12 protein-coding genes and 1 pseudogene are annotated in these 22216 nt (G+C 55.9%); 3 read left to right on the top strand and 10 right to left on the bottom strand.

From position 1 onward, the window contains the following. Positions 1 to 33: 33 nt before the first annotated feature. The 4 genes from V6F78_RS03915 to V6F78_RS03900 all read right to left on the bottom strand — a co-directional run bounded on the left by V6F78_RS03915 (position 34) and on the right by V6F78_RS03900 (position 7703). A complete protein-coding gene (locus V6F78_RS03915) occupies positions 34 to 2913 on the bottom strand; it encodes an RHS repeat-associated core domain-containing protein (RefSeq protein ID WP_332726650.1) in 2880 nt (959 codons plus the stop codon). Between the two features lie 102 nt (positions 2914 to 3015). Continuing rightward, complete coding sequence (locus V6F78_RS03910; protein WP_332726649.1) at positions 3016 to 5985, bottom strand: RHS repeat-associated core domain-containing protein; 2970 nt, start codon at positions 5983 to 5985, stop codon at positions 3016 to 3018. A 219-nt stretch (positions 5986 to 6204) separates the two neighbouring features. After that, a complete protein-coding gene (locus V6F78_RS03905) occupies positions 6205 to 6540 on the bottom strand; it encodes an RcnB family protein (protein WP_094991372.1) in 336 nt (111 codons plus the stop codon). 116 nt (positions 6541 to 6656) lie between these two features. Further along, positions 6657 to 7703, bottom strand: a complete 1047-nt coding sequence (locus V6F78_RS03900; RefSeq protein ID WP_332726648.1) for a DNA topoisomerase IB — start codon at positions 7701 to 7703, stop codon at positions 6657 to 6659. A 179-nt stretch (positions 7704 to 7882) separates the two neighbouring features. Between V6F78_RS03900 and V6F78_RS03895 the strand changes: the two genes are divergently transcribed. Further along, a complete protein-coding gene (locus V6F78_RS03895) occupies positions 7883 to 9049 on the top strand; it encodes a DUF1624 domain-containing protein (protein WP_169858508.1) in 1167 nt (388 codons plus the stop codon). Between the two features lie 167 nt (positions 9050 to 9216). Next, positions 9217 to 10527, top strand: coding sequence for an OprD family porin (locus tag V6F78_RS03890; protein WP_332726846.1), 1311 nt, complete (start codon positions 9217 to 9219; stop codon positions 10525 to 10527). A 67-nt stretch (positions 10528 to 10594) separates the two neighbouring features. Here the strand turns inward: V6F78_RS03890 and V6F78_RS03885 are convergent, their stop codons facing one another. Together V6F78_RS03885 and V6F78_RS03880 are read right to left on the bottom strand one after the other, a co-directional pair. Continuing rightward, positions 10595 to 11107, bottom strand: coding sequence for a copper chaperone PCu(A)C (locus V6F78_RS03885; protein ID WP_332726647.1), 513 nt, complete (start codon positions 11105 to 11107; stop codon positions 10595 to 10597). Between the two features lie 26 nt (positions 11108 to 11133). Next, positions 11134 to 11739, bottom strand: coding sequence for an SCO family protein (locus V6F78_RS03880; protein WP_047274576.1), 606 nt, complete (start codon positions 11737 to 11739; stop codon positions 11134 to 11136). Positions 11740 to 11954: 215 nt separating this feature from the next. On the opposite strand from V6F78_RS03880, the gene V6F78_RS03875 reads away from it, so the two are divergent. Continuing rightward, a complete protein-coding gene (locus V6F78_RS03875) occupies positions 11955 to 12365 on the top strand; it encodes an alpha/beta hydrolase (RefSeq protein ID WP_047293645.1) in 411 nt (136 codons plus the stop codon). 85 nt (positions 12366 to 12450) lie between these two features. On the opposite strand, the gene V6F78_RS03870 is transcribed toward V6F78_RS03875, so the two are convergent. The 4 genes and pseudogenes from V6F78_RS03870 to V6F78_RS03855 all read right to left on the bottom strand — a co-directional run bounded on the left by V6F78_RS03870 (position 12451) and on the right by V6F78_RS03855 (position 22080). Then, positions 12451 to 17238 (bottom strand): RHS repeat-associated core domain-containing protein, encoded by a 4788-nt coding sequence (locus V6F78_RS03870; RefSeq protein ID WP_332726646.1) that lies wholly within the window; start codon positions 17236 to 17238, stop codon positions 12451 to 12453. Between the two features lie 20 nt (positions 17239 to 17258). Continuing rightward, on the bottom strand, positions 17259 to 18266 hold the full coding sequence (locus V6F78_RS03865) for a hypothetical protein (RefSeq protein WP_094991366.1): 1008 nt from the start codon (positions 18264 to 18266) through the stop codon (positions 17259 to 17261). 595 nt (positions 18267 to 18861) lie between these two features. Then, positions 18862 to 19582: pseudogene (locus tag V6F78_RS03860) on the bottom strand (IS5 family transposase); the annotation flags it as partial. Between the two features lie 14 nt (positions 19583 to 19596). Beyond that, positions 19597 to 22080: a UvrD-helicase domain-containing protein gene (locus tag V6F78_RS03855; RefSeq protein WP_094991365.1), complete on the bottom strand. Its 2484-nt coding sequence runs from the start codon at positions 22078 to 22080 to the stop codon at positions 19597 to 19599. Between the last annotated feature and the right edge of the window lie 136 nt (positions 22081 to 22216).

Genomic DNA, 22216 nt, shown 5'->3' with positions numbered 1-22216 from the left:
GCGAGGTGTGCTTAGGCTCGGTAGCAGCGGCGATTAGTGGGGGTCTCTGATACCGACAACCCGATAACGACGATCGCCCAGGTGTTCAAACATCAGGCGGTATGCCCCGCGGCGGCGGCTGCCCTGGTAGCCATGCAAGTCGGCAGACCACAACAAGTCAGCGTGCTGATGCCAATGCACGGCCCGGAACCGTCCCTGTTGCACATGGCTGATGGTCAACGCAATGCTGTGACCTTCTGGGCCCAGCAGTTGGTCGGCTACTGCGCTTTCATCGATGCTGATGGCCTGAACTGGCTGGGCAGGTGCGCTGATAACCGACCGTTGTGGCTGAGGGGCCGATGAAGAGGCTCGGGCTGTGCGTTGTCGTGCCACGGCGCTGGTGGTTGCGACTTCATGCACCGTCGACTCGCCTTGCTGCCTGGGTGTTGGGGCTGAAGTGTGGGGGCGAGCGCGAAGCAAGACGCTCAGCACGCCCTGCTTTCTTGCTTCACGCGTCGGGGGTCTGGGGTTGCTCGAGAGATCACCGAGCACGTTGTGCAGGTGAGAAGGTCCCGCCAGGCCATAGATTTCGCCACTTTTGGTGGTAATAATCCCCAGAGAAACGCCGACTTCCTCATGGATAGCGGCAAGGTTGTCAAAGACAAAGTTGAACATCTTGACGCTTTCTGCAGGACTCAGTTTTTGCAGGGATGAAAACTCCAGCACCTTGGCTGTAATCGCTTGCATGAACGCGTAATTGTCTTGTTCGGTGGGCGGGAGTTTTGAGCGTCGCTCGGCCTCGAACGCCAGGCCTGTCATCAGCGCGGCCCCGATGCTTGCCCCTATAAATGGCGCCTCCAGCAGCGCGCCCAACGCGGCGCCCAACAAGGTTGCGACAAAAATCCAAAAGGTGAACGCAACGAATCGATTGGCCGGGTAATCGCCCGCCTGCAGACCGCGCTGATCAACACGGCTCATGGGGTTGTTGCCCACCATGGCATACACATTCAGGCCATCGATCACCCCTGCCGGGTCAGGGCTGATCCAGCGTTGCATCCAGGGTGCGTAATAGCGCAGGCCGTAATAGTACAAACCCGTGGCATCGCGTTCCTTGCCGCTGTAGCGCACGGTTTTGAAGCGCGCTTGCACCGCACTTTTGGCCGCCCACCAGGCTGTCGCGCCAAAGGGGTAGAACCCTTCCTGACTCAGCAGTGCGCCCTGTTCGTCCAGCTCAATGACCCCGCTCTCCAGATGATCTGACAACGTGAACCGGATTTGCGCGTTCTGCACCCCATCGGGCAAACCCTGCTCCCAGGTGAGCGTCCTGACATTCATGTGCCCGGCTTGCAAGGTCATCAGCGACACATTCACCCCGGAGGCTTCATTCACGCGAAGTTCCAGTCCCGGCAGATAGCGCACCTCATAGCGGCGGGTCAGTCCTTTGGTGCGATACGTTCGGCGCTTGAGCACGCGCACACCCTGACCGTCGTAGACGTAAAATTCGCCGTCGTCCTCCCCGGCGCCCCGCTTGACATGCGTGACCTTCTGCAACTGATTGCGCCCATTCCACGCCATCACTTGCCCGCGCGCCAGCATTATGAGGTTTCCGCAGGGGTCAAACCCGTCTTCCGTGTTTGCGGGGCCGGGCAATTGGCTGCGGTTGCCAGTCTCAGACACCGCCATGCGTTGGGTATAACCCTGCCCGGATGCTGGGACGTGTTGCATCTGCACCAGGTTGGCGCCCGCATCGTATTGATAGTGCCGGGTGTAATTGCGCCAGCGATGGGTATCCGTGCCCATGAGCATGGGCGCAGATAACAGACGCCCGCCACGGTGGCGAGCGTTTTCCCGGCCGGTGGCTTTGATCAGTTGGTACAGGGTGTCGTAGGTGTACGTGTTAAAGGCCTCGCTGCTTGAATTGTGGCCCCAGGTGGTCGGTTGGGCGCTGTCCAGGATACTCACGACGTTACCCACTCGGTCATGGGTATACGCCAGGTCCTGTATCGGGGTCCGATGCGACCCCACACGGTGCGCCGTCAAGCGCTGCAAATAGCCATCCGCTTGCGCGTAAGACGCGACCGTCAGTACGCCATTGCCGGAGCGTTCGGAGGTGACTTGCCCCGCCGCGTTGTAGGTGCGTTGATCCATCAAGACCGCGCGTTTACCACTGGCCATCACCATGTCGACCTGCGCCTGTTGCCCGGTGATGCCGTACTGAAAACGCTGGCGGTTGCCCTTGGCGTCGTGCAGTTCGAGCAGATCGCCCACGGCGTTGTAGTGCCATTGCGTGGTGTAAGACTGGCTTTCCAGCAGCGCGTCCCGTTGTTCCTGCGCTGACGGCCAATTAAGCGCTTCGGGTTGGCGTGCAAAGCGGCGCGCCTGACGCTGCGAGGCCCCCGACAGCGCGTAAGCTTCAAACAGCACAGCGCCTGCCGGGTCGTCATGGCGAATCAGACGGCCGCACTGGTTTGTGCTGTTTATCCGGGGTTGGGGCTTGCCATACGTAAAGCGCTCGATACAGCGCGGTTGCGGATCGTTGCTGAGTTGTTCGTGAATGGCCATCAGCCGGGCGTGGGTATCGTATTCAAAGCGCTGATGGTTGCCACGGGCATCCCAGGTGGCGAGTGTTTGCAGCCCTGTGCCGCAGAGGGTGACGTGCCACCCGCTGTCGACACTGTCGGTCTTGACGATCTGGCCTGACAAACTGCTGAGGTAGCGCAGATTGGGTTGCACCTCAGGCGTGATGGCTTGCCGGGCCAGCAAGCGCGGGTCCCATTGCTGGACCAGAGACCCGCGAGTGTCATAGCGCGATTGATGAATGCGTGCCTGCGGGGGCTCGTGCACGCTAAGTCGATGATAGTTGACCCTGCGCACGCTCAAGCCCCGGGGGTCAATCGCCGTCAGTGACGGTGTGTAGTGATGCAGTGAAGTCATGGTTACCGACCTGTAAAACGCCATAAAGCCAAGAGCCTATGACTCAGGTCGGGGGTAAAGGTGGTCACATAGTAGTGACGCGGTGCAACAGGCTCGCGCCTTTCAACCGGTTGAGGCGCGCCAAAGCGTTGAGATGTGCCTGAAACCGACCCGTGCGGTTTGCAGCAACAACCCCCGCACTTCCGTGAGCGCCGACACCACGCCGCGCACGACCCCCACCCAAGTGCGGGCGCTGGCACTTTGCGCTGCGGCCGGCGCCCCGGTGATTGCTGCGGCTAGCGCTTCAATCCCGACCCCGGCCCAATACGTCCAGGCCTGGTTAAACATGCGGCTCATGCCGCCATGCAGCGTGTCCGTCAGCGGGGGCAGTTGCAGCGTGTGTTGATGCACTTCATGGCGAGCCGTGCGATGACCGCTGCGCAGCACCGTCCCCATGGCGGCATCGTAGGCTTCAATCAGCGGCGTCACGTTGGGCAAAAGCGGGCCCGGCACTGACTGGCCATACACCGCATTGGGAATGGTTGCCACACTATAGGCCGCCGAGGCCAGCAAGGTTCTGGGCACCCGGTCCATCAGCGGGGTTGCTCCCCAGGAAGCCGTGTCCCCCAGCCCCCGCAGCGCCTGCTGCACGATCTCCCTGGTAAAAGCGCGGATATGCCCGCCCAGGCGTTGACGGGCGACCGGGTCCCACTCCAGTTCCGTATCACCACCTTCAGCGATGGCACGCATCATGAAACCTCTGTCGGCGGCTACCGCAACGGCAAAGCCGATGAATGGACTCCAGCGCATGACCGTGCCTACCAGGCCACTGCTCATGTGCATCATGGCCAATGCGTCCAGCGCCGCCACCGTATTTCTCAAGGCGTTGTTCAGAGCCACGGTCGGTTGACGCCCTTCAAAAAGCGCGACGTCCAGCCCTGCGCTCAAGGCATTGCTGACGTAGGTCGCCAATGCATCCCGAATCGCCGCCGAGGCCGCCAATTGCAGGCGCGACCTCACTCTGTTGGCGACATGAGTCGCCACGCCGCGCAACGTCGCGAGCCGGCTTGCAGGCAGGTCCAGTTCGCGGCTTTGCAAGCCCTGATCGTCCACGCGATTGATCGGGTTGCCCCGTGCCAGCCCATACAGGTTCAAGCCCTCCACGTTGCCGGCCGGGTCGGCACTGAGCCAGCGCATCAGCCAGGGGGCGTAGTAACGGTAACCAAAATAGTAAAGGCCGCTGGCATCGCGCTCCTTGCCCGAAAAACGCAGGGTTTTGTAGTCCGCCTCGATGGCGCTGGCGGTCGCCCACCAGGCCGTCCCGCCGTAGGGGTAGTAATGCTCCTGGCTGAGCAAGCGCTCATCCTGATCCAGTTCCAGCGAATGGTTGCCCTGATAGTCCGACAGGGCGTACCGCACTTGCCCGTCCGGTATGCCCGTCGGGCGACCTTGCGCCCATTGCAGGATGCGCACATTGGCAAACGCACTGTTAATGACCGACACATTCAGTTGTTCGCCAGTGGCCGTATTGCGGCGGATTTCCAGCCCCGGCAAATACCGCGTGTCACTCAAGTGGGTGCGCGTGTGTGCGCTTGAACGACGGGCCTTGTACACCCGCTGGCCATCACCGTCGTACCGGTAGAGTTCTTCATCGCTGGCGGCATCATCGCGCTCGATATGTGTGACGCCCTGCAATTGGTCGCGGGCATTCCAGCGCAATGACTGCCCCGGCCCCAAGACCCGTTGATTGCCGTTGGGATCAAAGCCGCTGACCCGACCGGGCATCGAGGTCATGTTAGAAGTCGCCGCCCACCCATGATTGCTGGTGCCCGATACCGTCAGCTGGCGTGTATAGCCACTGCCTTGGGTCGGCACATGGCGCAATGTCATTAAGTTGCCGGACGCGTCGTACGCGTAGTGTTGCCGCCAGCCCCGGCAGCGCGGTGCACCACGAGTTGCAAAATCGACCCTCGGTGGCAAGGCCGCCCCGCCCGCCTGATGGGCGTGTTCCCGGCCAGTGGCCTCAATCAGTTGGTTAAGTGTGTCGTAGGTGTAGGTGCTCAAGGCCGCAATGCGTGTGTTATCCGACCACTGGACGGGTTGTGCCGTGTCCTGCACGTTGAGCACCTGGCCTGTAGGGTCGTAGGTATACGTCAGGTTTTGCAGGATCGTACGCGGCTGACGGGTGCGTTGGGTCAAGAGCCGTTGCAAACGCTCGTCGACCGGGTCATAGGTCCACGTACTTCGTACGCCATTGCCGGCATGTTCAGTCTCGACCTTGCCGCCAGCGCTGTAGCGACGTTCTTGCACCAGAATGCGTTGCTGACCGTTATTAAAGAGGATGGCCAGTGATCCCAGCAGCCCATCGACACCATAACGAGGCTGTTGCTGGTTGCCCACCGCATCCTTCTGCGCAACCAGTTGCCCCAACGGCCCGTATTGCCAGTGGGTGGTGTAGCTGTGCGTATCGACAGCGACATGGGGCAGCGCTGTCAGCATTGGAGCCTCTGCCAGATCCTGCACAAACCGGCGTGTCTGAACGGTGCTGTTTGCGCACAGGTCGTAGCGCTCGAACAGCACCGTCCCGGCCGCATCGTCGTGTCGTCGCAAACGTCCGCAGCGATTGAGCAGGGCCTGACGGTTGTGGGCACCGGCATAACTGAAGCGCTCCGTACACCGGCGGCCCGGCTCACCCGTCTGCTGTTCGTAGACGGCAGTCAGGCGCAGCAAGGGGTCATATTCATGGGTGTGGCGTGTTTGTGCGGCGTCCCACGTGTCCAGTACCTGATCGGCCGGGCCTCGCCAAGTGATGCAGCGCCCGCTATCGACGTTGTCACTCTGCACCACCCGCCCGCTAAGGGAGTAGCGGGTGCGTTGATTGGGGGCTGTGGCGGGTTCGGTTTTTCGCAATGCGCCCAGGCGCGGGTCCCATTGCTCCCGTAAATGACCGCAGGAGCCGTAGACGTGTCGGGTGATGCGCGGCTCAAGGGCCTGTTCGGCGGTGCGCCGATGGTAAGCCACTTCGCGTACCGTCAACCCCCGTGGATCTTGAGCGCCAAGTGTTGGTGTGTGGTGATGCAAGCGTTGAGGCATGGTTCACGTCCTGACTGCACATTGAAAAAGCAGTCTATGAAGCAGGCCTCAACCGCATGCCATAGCCGGGTCTCGCGCGGGATGCAAAATACGGATTCACGACGTTTTCAGCCAGTTCCTTGGCGTATCAACGACTTCCCCTACCAAGGTGCAGGCAAAGCCATCATTCCCGTGTATTGGCTGGGCCGCTGTTGCAGCGGCCCGCGTTCGAGAGAGGGATTACTGACTGACAACAGTGCCTTTTAGTGTGCGGATCTGCTCGATCACGGCGTTGGTGCGGTTAACCAGCACGTAATGGCCACTGAATTGCACCCATTGCGAATCGGCGCTTGGCTGCGGCAAGCCTTTGGCTTTCCAGTTCTTGATGGCGCTTTCTTCACGGGTGTACTGATCCGGTGCTTTGTCACCGCTGGTGTAGCAGGTGTGGTGATCCATGGACTTGGCCAGTATCGCGTTGTGCTTGCAATCACTGGCATTGTCATCTGCGGCCTGCGCTGCATAGGGCATTGCGCACAGAACGCCGGCAATGAGTGATGCAGAAATGATGTTTCGCATGATTGACCTCTTTAAGACGCAATGGACCGATTTTGAAACCTGAGCGCTCAATTGAGCACCCGGGCTGTGTGGATAGACCTTGTGTTCGTCCAAGAGTGCCATCGACGTGCTGCGATTCAGCATTCGCTTATGGCTTGCCGGGCCCGGGTCATGCTGTCGAGGAACATCGCCAACCCCACCTCTTCCGCTTTCAGGCCTTTGCGTACTCGGGGTTTGGGCAGCTGGGCCAAGGCGCCGAGCATGAAGCCTTCGAGCACCGCCGGGTGGATGTAGCACTTGCGGCAAACGGCTGGGGTATTGCCCAACTGCTTGGCCACATTTTTAACCATGTCCACTACGTGGCGTTTGGCGTCTGATTCCGGCTCCCAGTGCAACTCACGCAATACCGCCAGTGCTAATGCGCTACCAGCCCAGGTGCGGTAGTCCTTGGCGGTGAAATCTGCGCCCGTGAGGGTTTTGAGGTAGGCATTGACGTCGGACGACGTGATGCTGTGACGCACGCCGTCTTCATCCAGGTACTGGAACAAATTCTGCCCCGGGATCTCCAGGCAACGTTTGATGATGCGCGCCAGCCGTCGATCCTTGACTGAGATTTGATGTTCGACCCCGCTTTTGCCGCGGAACTGAAACGTGATGGTGGTGCCGCTGACGTCGACATGACGGCTGCGCAGCGTGGTCAGCCCATAGGAGCGGTTGTCCTTGGCGTACTGAGTGTTGCCGACGCGGATCAGGGTGGCATCCAGCAGCGTGATGACCGTGGCCATCACTTTGTCCCGGCTGAAACCCGGTGCTGCGAGGCGGGTTTCTAGCTGTTTGCGCAATTTGGGCAGCGCCAGCCCGAACGCCCGCAGGCGCGAGTATTTACTGGCATCGCGCACTTCGCGCCAGCGTGCGTGATAACGGTATTGCTTGCGGCCCCGCGCATCGCGGCCGGTGGCTTGCAAATGCCCGCGCGGGTCAGCGCAAATCCACACATCCACATACGCCGGCGGCACAGCGAGGGCATTGATGCGCTGGATTTCATCCTGATCGACGATGCGTTTGCCGTCCGGGGCGAAGTAACGAAACGTGCCGCGCAACCGCTTGCGGGTAATGCCCGGTAGCGTGTCATCGACGTAATGCAGGTCAGGGGGCAACACATCGGGTAACGAGGTGTCTGGCATGGCAGCGATCCTGGAGAAATGGGCCGTTATAGCCATTGACCGCAGGCGCTGGCAGACGTGCCGATGGAATGCAGGCGACGCGAGGGTGGTGGAACTAAATAGGGATGTTATAAGATAACCATTCTTGAGCGTGCCCTCTCGCCCGTGTCTGCGATTAACCCTTGTGTGTGACCTTGCCAATGCCCCCTTCCTTGACTGCTGCACCGCCGCTTCATCAACGTTTGTTGTCCATCGACGCCCTGCGGGGTCTGGTCATTCTGTTCATGTTGCTGGACCACGTGCGGGAAACGTTTTTCCTGCACCGGCAGGTGACAGATCCGATGTCGATTGACAGCACAGAGCCTGCCCTCTTTGTCAGTCGCACCCTCGCCCACCTCTGCGCCCCGGTGTTTGTATTGCTGACCGGGCTGTCCGCGTACCTGTACGGCGAGAAATATCAGGGCAAGGCCGCTGTGTCGTCGTTCCTGTTCACGCGCGGCCTGTTTCTGGTGGTGCTGGAATTGACGCTGGTCAACCTCGCCTGGACCTTCCAGTTCCCGCCGAGCGTGATTTACCTGCAAGTGATCTGGGCCATTGGCCTGAGCATGATTGCGCTCGCGGCGCTGGTCTGGCTGCCTCGCGCTGCGCTGTTGATCGTCGGGGTGGCCATCGTGGCCGGACACAACCTGCTGGACGGCCTTCACTTCGCCCCGCAAGCGTTTCTGCACGTGCCGTGGGCGATCCTGCATGATCGCGGCTGGATCGAGTTGTCTGACAACCTGCGCCTGCGCACCTCGTATCCCGTGTTGCCGTGGATCGGTGTGATTGCGCTGGGTTACGGCATAGGGCCGTGGTTTGGGCGTGGCGCCTCGCCCCGCGTGCGTCAACGCAATCTGTGCTACGCGGGCGTCGGGGCATTGCTGGGGTTTGTGGTCTTGCGCGTGTTCAATGGCTACGGCGAAGCCCCCTGGACATCGCACGAACACGTGCAGCAGACGCTGATGAGCTTTTTCAATATCACCAAATACCCGCCTTCGTTGTTGTTCCTGATGCTGACGCTGGGGATCGGACTGTTGCTGTTACTGGCCTTCGAACGTGCGCAACAACGCCGCTGGATCAGCGCGCTGGCTGTCTTTGGTGCCGCACCGATGTTCGTGTATCTGCTGCACCTTTATGTGCTGAAACTGCTGTACCTGATGGGCGTTGCCCTGTTCGGGCTTAACCACGGCGCCTATTTTGGGTTCGATCACATCAGCGCCGTCTGGGTGACCGCTATCGCTCTGGCCGTCGCGCTGTACAACCCCGTGCGCTGGTTTGCCGCGCTCAAAGGCCGGCGCCGGGACATCCGCTGGCTCAAGTACTTCTGAGCCCGCGTTAATGGCCAAGCGGCCCGTTTGATGGCGCGCAGATTTTGCGCGTGCATACCCCCTTGAACCGTTGATGGATAAATGACATGCGATGGTGTACGAATGAGCACCGCACTTCTCCAGCAGGCCACCCCATTAGCACACTGCGTAGCTGGTCGGCCTTGCTGATGGCACTGGTCAGCCCGATGGCGGTGGCCGACTCCGCTCAGTCCCAGAGTCATGGATTCATCGAAGACAGTACCTGGAGCGTGCTTAACCGTACGGTTTATGACAGTCGTGAGTATCGGCATGGCGCACGCAACAGCGGTGCGCGTAATGCCTACAAGCCAAAGAACGAGCGGAACGGGGCTGCCGAGGAATGGGCCTATGGGCTGATGGGCTCGCTGCAATCGGGCTTCACCCAAGGGCTGATCGGTGTCGGTGTCGATGCCCATGCCTACCTCGGGGTCAAGCTGGACAGTGGCGGCGGACGTGCAGGTAAAGCCCGCTTACTGGGCCTGGACAATGACGGTTATCCGAAAAACGACTTCAGTCGCGCAGGGGCTGCCTTGAAGCTGCGCCTGTCCAACACGGTGCTGTCATACGGCGAACAGCGGGTCAAAACCCCGGTGTTCAGCTCATCCGACAGTCGCCTGCTGCCTGAAACGGCCACCGGTGTGTTTGTCACCAGCCATGAGCTCGAAAACCTGCGCGTGGTCGGCGGGCACTTCACCGAAAGCACCGACCGCAATGCCAGCAGCCACGACCAGGGCTTCGTGGTCAATTACGCCAACGCGATCAAGGGCAATACCTTCGACCTGGCGGGCCTTGTCTATAGCCCAGGCAAGCAGTTGAGCGCCAGCCTGTATACCTCTCGGTATGAGGACACCTGGAACCAGCAGTATCTGGGGGCGATGTTTAGCCAGCCGATCGATGAAACTCGCTCGCTGGCGTTCAACTTCAACCTCTATCGCACCACCGACGAAGGCCAAGCCCTGTCCGGCAGCATCAACAACACCACCTGGAGCGTGTTGTCCACCTACGCGCAGGGGCCACACAGTTTCAGCCTCGGGTATCAAAAAGTGCATGGCGATACGCCGTTTGACTACGTGACCCGCGGCGCAATTTTCATCACCAATGCCGTGCAACTGTCAGATTTCAACGCGCCGAACGAACAGTCCTGGCAACTGCGCTACGACCTGGACATGTCGCCCTGGCACCTGCCGGGCCTGATGTTCAGCGCCGCGTATGTACGGGGCAATGACATTGATGGCACCCACGTCGATCCACAAGGCGGTTATGCCTATCTGGGGTATGGCAAAGGCGGGAAACACTGGGAGCGGGATCTTGAGGCGCGCTATGTGGTGCAGAGCGGCGTCGCCAAAGGCGCAGTGCTGTCACTGCGCCACAACGTACACAGGGGTAACACCGCTCAAGCCGAACTGGATACCGATCAACTGCGCCTGGCGGTCGAATACCCGCTCAGCGGGCGGTTTTAACGCCCTCCAGCGCTGGGTGTCCCCTCAGGCCCTGACCGTACTATAAAACGTCCGGTCAGGGTGTCGTTCAGTGCATGACGCCATGGTCGTGCATGACGCCATGGTCGTGCATGGCGTCATTGCCGTGCTTATCCTTGTGGTGCATCGGCATGCCGTTCAAAGACCGGGCTGTGGCCTGCACATCAAGGGTCTCTTTTGTGCCCGTGGCGTCTTCAACCGTCAGGGTGAGTGGCACGGTGTCGCCTTCTTTTATCTGGCCGTTCAGGTCAATCAGCATGACGTGATAGCCCTCGGGCTGGAGCACCACGGTCTTGCCCGCTGGTAAGGTAACGGCTTGCACCGGACCCATGCTCATCACGTCGTTTTCCATCTTCATCTGGTGGATCTGCACGTTTTTGGCCACCGGCGACGTGACGCTCAGCAGCTTGCTGTCGGTGGTCGAGGTGATGCGCATGAAGGCACCGCTGGAGGGCTGTTCCGGTACGGTGGCGCGAACCCACGCGTCATCCACGGTGGTTTGGGCCGAAACATGCAGGCTCATGCCCAGCAACGACAACATCAGGTATTTGACGGGTTTCATAGTGTGGCTCTCAAAGAGGCGTTAAATCAGCAGACGGACATCACGGTGAGCAAATCTTCGGTGCACTGCTTGGCCGACAACGAAGGTGAAAGCCCCAGGCGCAGCACGCCCCGTGAGTCAAAGACAAAACTGGTGGCGGTGTGCGACAGCGTATACGTGGAGCCACTCGGGATCTTCTCGTAGAACACCTTGAACTCTTTGGCCGTGGCCGCTGTTTCTTCAAGCGTGCCGGACAACGCCATGAACGTAGGGTCGAAGGCCTTGACGTAGGCGTCGAGCATTGCCGGCGTATCGCGCTCGGGGTCCAGGGTGATGAACACCACCTGCAGCCGGTCGCCGTCCGGGCCCATCATCTTCTTGATTTGCGCAGCCCGTGCCAGCGCCGTGGGGCATACCGCCGGGCACTGGGTGAAGCCGAAGAAAATCATTGGCATCATGCCGCGAAAGCTGCCCAGCATGACGTCATTGCCTTGAGCGTCGTGGAGCTTGAACTTGCGCCCCAGAATCTCGTTGCTCAAATCTTTACCGTACTTGTACGACAGGCCACTGCCGGGGTCGCATCCGGCAAGCACGCCCAGACTGAGCAGGCCCAGGCCCTGAACGACACGGCGGCGAGTCAGTAAATCATTCATGTGAAAGTTCCTTTGGCGCACGACAGATCACCGATTCAAACCACGAACCGGTGACATTCGGCGTTTTGGCGTTACAACAGAGGATCGTTAACGGTGTGACGCATTTCATGGGGGCAGAATTTACCACTCTCAGCGCGTTGGGGCACGTTACGTTGGTCATTTAAACGGCGGCGACGTGCATAGAATCGATCTTAGACCCCGCCTGCCCCCCCCCGGTGGCGGCGGGTTCCAGTTATGGCGGTTTGGCGTCTGCCTGGCTGGGGCTTAAACATCCTGAGCTATTTGGCAATGTGCTGAGTTTGTCCGGTTCGTATGGGTGGAGTCCGCCCGGTACTGAAGATCAGTGGCTCACCCGACAATACGTGAGCAGCCCACGCCTGCCCTTACGCTTCTATCTGCAAGCCGGGTTATACGAAGGCAAGCTCGGTGCCTCGAGCGCCGGAATTTTGGACAGCAACCGCCAACTGCGCAACGTCTTGCAGGCCAAAGGCTACCCGGTAGAACACGTCGAATACGCCAGTGGCCATGACTACCTGCAATGGCGAGGCTCACTGGCGTGTGGCTTAATCAGCCTGATCGGCCTTAGCCCGGATACGCCCAAAGCGTGCGTGCCAATCGCTTTGTAATTTAAGCAGACGGATACAGCCGCACTTCGCTGGCATCCGTCTATGATCAAGCTCAGTCCTATAAATGGAATGTTGATTGATGCGCCTACCCATTCCTGATTTGCATTTCTCGGTCTTCTACTCCATCGAAAAACGTTTGCATCGGTAGTTTTTCCATCGTCCTTGAGCCCGTTTCAAAATAAGGGCTGGTATCCATGCCAGGCTGCCAATAACGAAAATGGCTTGTCGTATTCTGAAACCCCTCACTGTTAACAAAGTCAATCATCTTATCGTAGTGCTTTTCACCCAACTTTAATCCTGTAAATGCATACTTTACGTAATCAACCCTGTCTCTAATTTTAGAAGTGGTCAGCAGTCTTTTGTGCAGCTTGCTCAAGCTGTTATAGCCATCATTGCCGCGCATAAGCGCACTGCTATTGGAAAGTGGTCTTGAAGCAGTTTGGGCTATATTGCCTGTGAACGTCGATTGTGCAACAGCCGCTTTACCTACCCTGCCAACTGTTTTTTGCAACGCTAAACTAAGCCCTTTTTTAGCCATTTTTCCGGTGACATAATTAACAGCTCCAACCCCTCCCAACGCAATACTTGTATAAGAAAATACGTGGGTGACTATACAGTCGGGTGCCAACTCGTCCAGTATCGCCGATGTAATTGAAACGACCGCAGAGACTATTTCATAAGCTAAAGTAATAACTGAAGTCAGTGACAATCCTACAGAAGGAGCCGCCGCACCAAAGGTAAAAATAGTAAGCGCCAAAGAGGCCACTACGAATCCAATGCTCAGCGCCATCCTCACACCTTGGAAAACCGTAATGTGCCCAGTAGGATCACGGTAATTTATAGGGTCGCCCAAACAGTAGCCGTACGCATTTAACCCTCCGCCATCAAAAACACTCAAACTGTCAGGGGAGTGAAAGCGCATCAATATGGGGTTGTAAGCTCGGTATCCGTTACCCAAGAGATAACATCCGGTATGGGGATCCAACAGCTCTCCATTAAACCCCAGCAATGAGTTCAAACCATCGTCAAAGGGGCGGCTGCCGTAAGGTGTATAGGCACATCGACTTTCTCCTTGCGGCGACACCACATGCAAAATACTACCTTGCTGATCAGTGCTTAGTAATGAAATCTCTGTACCGTCTGTTTGTGCTAACGCCTGCGTGCCGTGCTGAAGATAACTTTGATTTTGCAGACCTTGACGCTGATTAACCAGTACGCCTTCATGATAAAAAAACGCTCTGGGTGCACCTTTATCTGAACGACTGCTCTGTAGCTCGTCCATTGCGTTATAAGTATATTCGACCAGTGTTGGCGAGAGGGGGGATGCATCAACTGCCACCGAACACAAACTTCCAAGCTCATCGTATTTCAGTAATCGACCCACCTCATCGGTCAATTGACAGCCGTCAGCATCGTACTCAAATGAGCGGGCGCTTGGGTGGTAATCTGCATGGCTGTGGGTTAACGAGCTTAATTGAGTACGGTCCGCATAGGCATAGGTGTACGTAGCAATATTTTCTCCGTCACTGAAGCGTGTCTTCAGCGTAAGGATGTTGTCTAGATAATCATGCTCATAGTCTTGTGAGAGTATGGCTTTCCCCCAAGCATCGACCGGCGATTGCGACCCACTGCATTGATAACGGCTCAAACGCCCCCGCACGTCATACTGAAATTTTTCATCACGTAAAATAACAGACTCTAATAACAAGCGTCTGCGCTGAAGTTTGTCCTCTGCGGTAAACGTTTGTTCTAGCACCTGCTCGGGATCATCATTTAACTTAAACACACGCTGAACTTCTCTCCCGAAGGCGTCGTAACTCAGCGTTGTCAATAATGAGCGACCAACCTTGGTATCGCTAACGCGAACAGTCTTTAGTACGCCCTCAGAATCATAACTATAAACCGTTAATATGGCACCTTGCTCGATACGTTCAATCCGCCCAATAGAATTATAATAGTACCGACGTTCATTGCCCATGACATCGATTATTTTTATAGGAATACCCATTAATGAATAGGTATACGTCGACTCAAATTTCTGGTCACCGATGAGATATTCTTTACGCTTGAGCTTGCCTGAATCGGAGTAATGAAAACCTTCATGGCTTAAGGGGCTGGAGGCTTGTAGAAGTTGCCCACTCAACGTATCCCTTGAGAAACGGGTCCTAAGATTGCCGTTACGGGTGACATGACGCTCTGCCACCTCACTCTGAAATAACGGATCGAGCGTAAAATTGACAGCAACCCCACTGGGCGTGACCTTACTCGAAGGTACTGTTTGTGCTTGTTCATACCTGAAATGTTCGGTTCTACCTCCAACCGTCGTTCTGCTGATTCGCATAAGAGGGTCATAATCACGGGTTCCCACAACATAATCATTGGCCTTTATGAGAACAGGGTAATCCCCTATGCTTCGAGGATCGTACTGTTTTGAAATGACCGTGCTGTCCGGCAATACAGTTTCAATGACTCTTCCGAATAAATCGTATCGGTATTGAGTGATTGCCCCCTCTGGGGTGACCCTTTGACGACAGCGACCTAACCCGTCATATAGAAACAACGTTTTTCCAAGCGACAGACCTTCAGTGTCAATACGCTCAATACTGCTCGGCTTACCGAAAATATTATTGACGGTTACAGTCTGCCCGCCTTCGTTGAGCCATTGAATCTGGGTTCGACTCACAGGATCAGATATTTCGTGTGTCACGCTACCGTCAGAACGTTTGACCTGAGTCGCATTTCCCCAGTCGTCATAGATGTAGGTAACTGCCAGCGACTTGGCTACACCCTCGAACCAATCAGTGGTGATTTCCTCACTCAACTGTCCCCACGCATCATAGGACGCTAGGTAAACCTCACGCAGTGGTTTTTCAGCTTCAGAATGATCAAGGTCTTCAACAAACGCTTGCACTTTTCTTCCCAAACCATCAAACAGAGTCACGTGCTGAGCGCCTCGCGAATCTATAAGAACATGCCGTACTTGACCCTCACCTTCTGTAGGCAATTGATAGGTATGACGCTGGCTAACCGGTAGCGCACCCACTGCGACCGTTTCACATTGCAAACGACCTACGCCATCGTAGAGTGACTCGACCACGTGGCCCGAATGATCACAGACTCTTACTTCTTGTCCTGTGAATCTATCGCACTCTACAAACTGGCTAAATAACTGTTCTCCAACGGCTATCGACTGCGTTGATCTAACCACCCTTTGATCAACCGAATAATGATGCTTATAACAGGTGGAGGCGCCGCCCATGTAATCCGTTTTAGCACTGACTTTACCGTAGCAATCATCCCTAGGGTCAGTCACATAACTGTAGGTTGTGCGCAAAACAGGCTCTGTAACGCCCCCTTCATACAACTCATCACTGAGCAAGACAAGAAAGGTTTTTTGATGATCACGAAGAGACGGTAAACCCACATAACGGTATTTGAATTCCGTCGTACTGGCTTCTAAAAAATCAGGCGCAGGTAGAATACGTTTACTTTTCAAATAACTTACCAACCCAGAAGGACTTGCCGGGCAGCCGTCTTCTCCAGAAGCCGAGTAATAGACATTCACCTCGCGCCCTCCTGCCGGGCTATGCAACTCCAGTACATTTCCAAAATTGTCGTAAGTCGTCGTGGTTATCTCTGAGTAGAGGGTGTCAGGTGTCTCACTGTCAAAATAAGAGATAACCACTTGTTTCGGCTGTTGAAATATAGCGGGCTGAGCATAAAAGTTAAGACCATCTACATCGTGATATTTAATTTTCTTACGCTGAACCTTGGTCCCCACAACCGTTGTTTCGGAAATCATCAAATGGAAGCGATTGTAAACCCTCTCTGTGGATCTTGACTGCCCCTCCTTTGTACTTGTTTCTCTGGAGGAGTACGTATAATCACTGGAGCTTTTATTAAGAGGATCTCCACCCTCACTCCAAATATAACCCGCCCCGTAGCCAAAATAATTAGTGGAGGAGAAATCGTAAACCCGAGTGGTTGGCCGCAGGCCGAGACCAGGGGCCACCGTCAAAGACAATACGACAGGCACGAAGTCAACCGGTGCTCCAATGGGTAACGCATGGCCATTCACGGCATACCGTAGCGTTTCGACTGCACCCAATGGCGTTTGCATGTGAGTGATCAGTGGGCCCCCGTTTTCACTGGGCTGATAATCGAACATCCAATGAGCATCTTCAAACCCATCACGTGACAGCATGCGAATCTGTCGCAACCAACTATCTCGGATGATAAAGATAAATTTTCGCTTATGATGAGCACTGTCCGGCCATAAAGTAAAACCTGGCTGACTGCTCCAATTGTTATCACTTTCGTACTCAAACTTGATTAGGCAATGATGCGCATCGCGTACTTCACGCACTACGCGTCGCCCCTGAATCCTGCTGTACAAGAAAGAAATGTAACGCCCCTCTGTAGAATAAATACGTGAGGGAAGCCATTCATTATCATCGCTGTCTGAGCGCGACAGTTCTTCTACCGTACCGTCTTTATGTTGAATAACCCACACATCGTTATCAACGTAAACATTTATCGTTTCTAGCTTCTTGTCAGCCAGAGTGACTTCGCTACCATTGGTATAGGCTCGATACGTCACACCGGATGATAAGGAGAGCGTGTGAGTCGTGCTCGTGTATGAACTCATTCGCATGGACCAGCCAGCCCCAAAACCAATGTTGCGATTTTCAAAAGAATTGAAACTCAGAATCAAGGGTAAAGAAGGACCACACAAATAATTAGCGAGCAACTCACTCAGCGACAGACTGCAACTATAAGATCCTGTACGCGGATCCACCCCAGACTGAATAAAACTTGAAAAATTAAACGCGCCTGAACGTAACTGACTTCCTGCTTGGGCAGACTCACTCATGCACCACCTTCCTTAGTTATTTAGTACAATCTCAACGCTATAGGCCATTCACGCGAATACGTGAGCGTGACAACGTGTTCATTACCGTACATATCAAGCAGCGCTAACTTCCACACTCTCCATTTCAGCTGAGACTCACGAATAGTGAGTCTGCTGTCCACTTCCACGGTGCTCATAAAAATAGTGACCGCACCCGGGTAAGTACGACGCGTGGCCTCCCGCTGCGGAGCCTCCAGGTTATAGCTTTGTTCAAAATAATTGAGTTTTCCATTTATGTAGGCGCTTGAGAGAAAGCCTAAATTATTTTTTTCAAGCACATACCAAACGACAAACGTACCCGGAGAGACATCCACAAACTTCACAAACTCAATCTGATGATTATCCACCACTAACTCAAGCTTAAAAATATCGGAATGGGAAGCTTTTTCGTTTTTATAATAAAGTCTGTCCATCATCTTGAGACGAAAATGATTGTTCCCATACACTGCCGGAGGCAGAGTATTGAGCGTCAGGATTCCATCTGCCGTTTTCATGTCCGTATAGAAAATGGTGCCGTCAGACCTTACGACAGCTGCCATTAAAGAAATAGAAGATGATGCCGTTGTTGTGACATAGAAGTCTCGACTATAAACTTTATCTCCTTCCAGCCCTCCTTTGACTATACCTTGATATGGCAAGGGCTTAAAGAGCTCATCCCGGTGAGTCGTATACCTCCATCCCTGGGGAGTATTCGAGTCAAAGAGGCCGTAGGGTAGGGGCTCAAGGCCATCAGCCTTCACTAAATGTAGAGACCATTGAGCTCTACCCTCCAGTTCCATACTCTTCGCAAAGTCATCACTGACGCGAATGGACACCCGTATTTGTACTTGTTGCCTACCATTGGCATACAGCGTAGTTCCACCTTCAACGGAGTAAATTTTAAAATCTTTTATTCGGGTCCACGTCGGTTCTTGAACGGTAGGGGCTACATCCGACTCTTGCACATCCTGAGAAGCAAGAACCTTCTCAAATTCGTTCTCAAAATCCATATTGGTTTCTCTGTCATTTAATTAAATCAAGATTAAAGCATCCTATGCCAGTGCCAGAATAGAACGGCACAACCACTGCCCATTAAACTCTTTAATGTTTTGCATGAAGAAGGATAGTTCACCTGAAAAAATCTGAAACTTTCACCCCTCCTGGATCACAAGGCAGAAATCCCTAGAGAATACCCATGTCAATCAGAAGAACTGACAATCACTCCATGAAATAAATATAATTACCGTAGTCATTTTCCACAACTTAGCAATATCAATAACGCGCGCCAGAAAAAAGCTTGAAATATTTAAACCCGCACTCCAAGCCCTGCCCTTTTGCTGAAAAATATGACTAAACAATTCTCTTATTCCCTTGGCCTATGCGATATAACGTCAAACCCTGTTCAGAACGATGACTGAAAATTTCTATCGCTAATCAATGTTGCAGTTGGCACTGCTTATGGATACTGATCGTTCCAGCAGTCAGAAACGGCACGACAGTGATTCATCGCAGGGCTACGCCGATGCAATGCAGGTATGGCAGCAGGTAAACGTTGAGGTCGCGAGCAGCCCACGTTTACGGTGGCGCTCTCCCCATTAGGAAGTCTTAGGTTCTGTACGAAAAGTATTGTCGCAAACGCCTCATGGCACAGGCCAATGAGACCATCGCCGCAAAACGTGTTGCGAGCTTGTCGGAGCGCGTAACGATGCGGCGACTTTCCTTCAGCCAGCCGAACATGCGCTCGATGATGTTGCGCTGTCGGTATTTGGGACGATCAAACAGTCTGGCCAAGCCGGGCTTGGGTTTGCGTTTCATGTCGAGCAACGCAATTACTGGCTGCATCCGATAGCGATCACAGTAGCGGCGCAAAGCTTCAGCGTCATACCCCTTGTCGGCCAACAACCATCGGCAGCGTTTGCGTGGACGGCCACGCAGAATCGGGATGTAAGCCTCATCCAGCAGCGGTTGAGCATAAGCCATATCGCTAGCTTGCCCGCCCGAAAGCAGGAAACGTAAAGGCGCTCCATTGGCGTCACACAGCATGTGGATCTTAGTCGTCAGGCCGCCCCGGCTGCGCCCGAGCGCAGGGTTTTGCGGTTCGTTAGATCCCCTTTTCCCCGGCGCCTGATGAGGCTCGGGTTGCGCGAACAGCAGTGAAATCAATCATCCAAGTTTCCAGATCGATCAAGCCTTGTTCGTTCAAACGGATGTGCAGGCGCTTGAGCATCTGATCGAAAGCGCCGCAATTGCGCCAGTCACGAAATCGTTGATACACCGTTGACCACGGGCCGAAACGCTCTGGCATGTGCCGCCAGGCGGCACCCGTGAACCGATCGCTGTTCAGCGCTTATCCGAACCGTCGACTGCTCCCCCGCGCACATCCTCAAAAAACGGCTTGCCTTTGGGCACCCGGTCCGAGGCTTTGGGGATATTCGGGCCTTGGGCGTCTTGACGTTCCACGTACCAATAGCAATGCGTGATCGCCCGGGTGATGCCGACGTAGGCCAGCCGTAGTACTTCATCTTTTTGTGCGCTGTCGTAGGGCTCCGGGTCGCCTTCATTGCCCAGGCCAGCCATGCGGTAGACCTGGTTCTTATAGGGCGATGAGGTCAGGTGCTGACAGTCCCCGAGCAGAAATACAGCGTCTGCCTGTAAGCCTTTGGCACTGTGAAAGGTGAGTTGTTTGAGCCGACGCAAGGCGGGTGGCAAGCTAGAATCCACATTAACAACGGCCTGTATTTCTTTTTCAATCAGCGCCTTATCGCTACCTTTTCGAAACAGCATTAATACGCGATCGCCTGCGTTGTAATGCTCGGTCAGTTTTGCGACCAGCCCGGTATCGTCCCGATCCAGTACCTGGACCGGCACCAGCGGTTTGGGCTCGCCGCAGGCCTTGGCCCGTTTGCCCGGGATGGAAGGCGCGGCGCGTACGATGTGTTCCGCTGCGTCAATGACATGCTGCTGGCTGCGGAAATTGTCGCTGAGCATCACCCGCGTGGTGGACGGCGAGACAAATTCTTTGTTGAACGCCATGAAATATTTGGGTGAACTGCCCCGCCAGCCGTAGATCGATTGCCAGTCATCGCCGACACACAGCAAGGAAGAGCGTTGCGCGCCTCGTCCCACGTGCATGGCCGGGCCTCGGCTGCGAATCTCGCGCAGGCTGGCGCGTAGCCACGAAACAATCTGGGGCGAGACGTCTTGAAACTCGTCGATCATCAGGTGCGAGAGCGGGCGCAATTGCGCGTCGCTGAGCAGTTTGAAGTTCTGTGCGGTGTGCTCCCCGAACAGGGAAAACATGCGGTTGTAGGTCATGACGGGAGGCGTTTGCGCCAGCAGATGGCTTTCGAGCGCGCGCCAGAACAGGCTCAGTGCCTCGAAGAAGAATCGGTCCGGGTCGTCGCTGGCGAAACGTAGGTCGCCTACCGCAGACCCGACATCCAGTCCCAGGTTCTCGATAAAGCTGGCCGCGGCCACGAAACAGTCCAGCAGTGGCGCGGAGCTGAGCTCACCCTTGAGTTTGTAATCGAAGCCCGGCCCGGCACTCGCATCACCGGCCAGGGTGGTCAGAACACGCTCGGATTGCTCGTAAGACTCTAGCCATATCAATGGCTTATCACAGAAGGCTCGAAACAGCGTGCGCTTGACCGCACACTCCGCCCGCACGCTTAATTTGGCGTTGGGCCTGCAGATCTGCGGGTTTTCGCGGGGGTCGAAGCCGAGCACCACCCACGCATCCAGTTGTTCAATGTAGCCGTGGCAATGAAAGGTCGAGCCGTTGATGTTCACTGTTTCCCGGCTCGGCTCAATGCCTTGAATCGGCCAGGCACCGGCGGCAAACCACAAGTCTTCGAGGGTGTCGCACAACTCTTCGTCACGCTTGGCGGCCAATTCGGTCACGGCCATGCGTTTTTGCACGTCCGGGTGATCGTGTTCCAGCGCCTTGAGTTGCAAGGCATGCCGGCACAACACGCCGATCGCCTCGCGAAAACGCGGGGTGTCGCTGTATAGGCGGTGATAACAGGCATTCAGTTGCTGGCGTTGCGCATCGTTGATGCGCAAGTCAAACGGGTTGCTGTCAGCGTCATCGTCGCTAGCGCCCCGATGGCTGAGGGTTTCGAAGGCTTGCAGTTGCGCGTAACCCGGCAGGCTGCGCACCATCGGCAAAATCCGCGAGTGGAAGGTGCGCACCACTTCCCGGGCTTCCTTGAGGCTCAGCATGTGCCCCCATAAAGCGAAGATTTCCTGCAGCTTGGCGATGAAATCCTTCCGCGACTCGCGGGTGAAGGTCACGACCGTCATCGAGCTCAACTCAAAACCGAGGTAGTGACTGAGCAGTAAGATCCGTAGCACCAGCGACGTCGACTTGCCCGCGCCGGCGCCCGCCACCACGGAGGTGGACGGCGTGTCGCTGAAGATCATCTTCCACTGTGCCGCGCTGGGCTGCGCCGTTGCCGGCAGCAAAGCGGCGACATCCGCCTTGATCTGCTTTTTCAGTTCGGCGGTCAACGGCAGGCGCCAGTCATCGAACAGGTTGTCGTCAATGCCCGGCGCACGCAGCTCCTGTGAGCGGGTGTCATTGATAAACAGCACTTGACGGCCCTCTTCCATCCCGTCCGCATGCCCCTCTTCATAGCCGTAATCCACCCCCGCGCTGTGCCCGCTGCGAAAACCGTCCGCCTGCCCCTGCAACCAGGACGCAGCGTGTTGCGCGCGCAAGCGACTTAAGCCGCTGCCAAACAGACGGGCTGCCAGACGCTTGAGCAACGGCAGTTGAGTGACCGGGGATAGGGTTTCGGGCAAATCGTTTTTGTGTTGCGGCACGCTGACTCCAGGGTGTGAGGCTGTCCGGGCGGATGGGCTATGGTCGCTCCATTGCGTCGGGAGTTCTAGTTATTGCTTTAACGTCAGAGGTTTAGCAATGGATGTAGAACCTGATGGTTAACAAAATATCGGCTGA

The organism is Pseudomonas sp. ESBL9, assembly GCF_036668715.1.
Taxonomy (GTDB): Bacteria; Pseudomonadota; Gammaproteobacteria; order Pseudomonadales; family Pseudomonadaceae; genus Aquipseudomonas; species Aquipseudomonas lundensis.
Note: the sequence above shows the minus strand (reverse complement) of the source record. Positions and strands in the feature narration are given on the sequence as shown.

Excerpts from the sequence above, each read along its gene's own strand:
- V6F78_RS03915 (WP_332726650.1), bottom strand. The coding sequence starts at position 2,913 with ATGACTTCACTGCATCACTACACACCGTCACTGACGGCGATTGACCCC.
- V6F78_RS03910 (WP_332726649.1), bottom strand. The coding sequence starts at position 5,985 with ATGCCTCAACGCTTGCATCACCACACACCAACACTTGGCGCTCAAGAT.
- V6F78_RS03905 (WP_094991372.1), bottom strand. The coding sequence starts at position 6,540 with ATGCGAAACATCATTTCTGCATCACTCATTGCCGGCGTTCTGTGCGCA.
- V6F78_RS03900 (WP_332726648.1), bottom strand. The coding sequence starts at position 7,703 with ATGCCAGACACCTCGTTACCCGATGTGTTGCCCCCTGACCTGCATTAC.
- V6F78_RS03895 (WP_169858508.1), top strand. The coding sequence starts at position 7,883 with ATGCCCCCTTCCTTGACTGCTGCACCGCCGCTTCATCAACGTTTGTTG.
- V6F78_RS03890 (WP_332726846.1), top strand. The coding sequence starts at position 9,217 with ATGGCACTGGTCAGCCCGATGGCGGTGGCCGACTCCGCTCAGTCCCAG.
- V6F78_RS03885 (WP_332726647.1), bottom strand. The coding sequence starts at position 11,107 with ATGAAACCCGTCAAATACCTGATGTTGTCGTTGCTGGGCATGAGCCTG.
- V6F78_RS03880 (WP_047274576.1), bottom strand. The coding sequence starts at position 11,739 with ATGAATGATTTACTGACTCGCCGCCGTGTCGTTCAGGGCCTGGGCCTG.
- V6F78_RS03870 (WP_332726646.1), bottom strand. The coding sequence starts at position 17,238 with ATGAGTGAGTCTGCCCAAGCAGGAAGTCAGTTACGTTCAGGCGCGTTT.
- V6F78_RS03865 (WP_094991366.1), bottom strand. The coding sequence starts at position 18,266 with ATGGATTTTGAGAACGAATTTGAGAAGGTTCTTGCTTCTCAGGATGTG.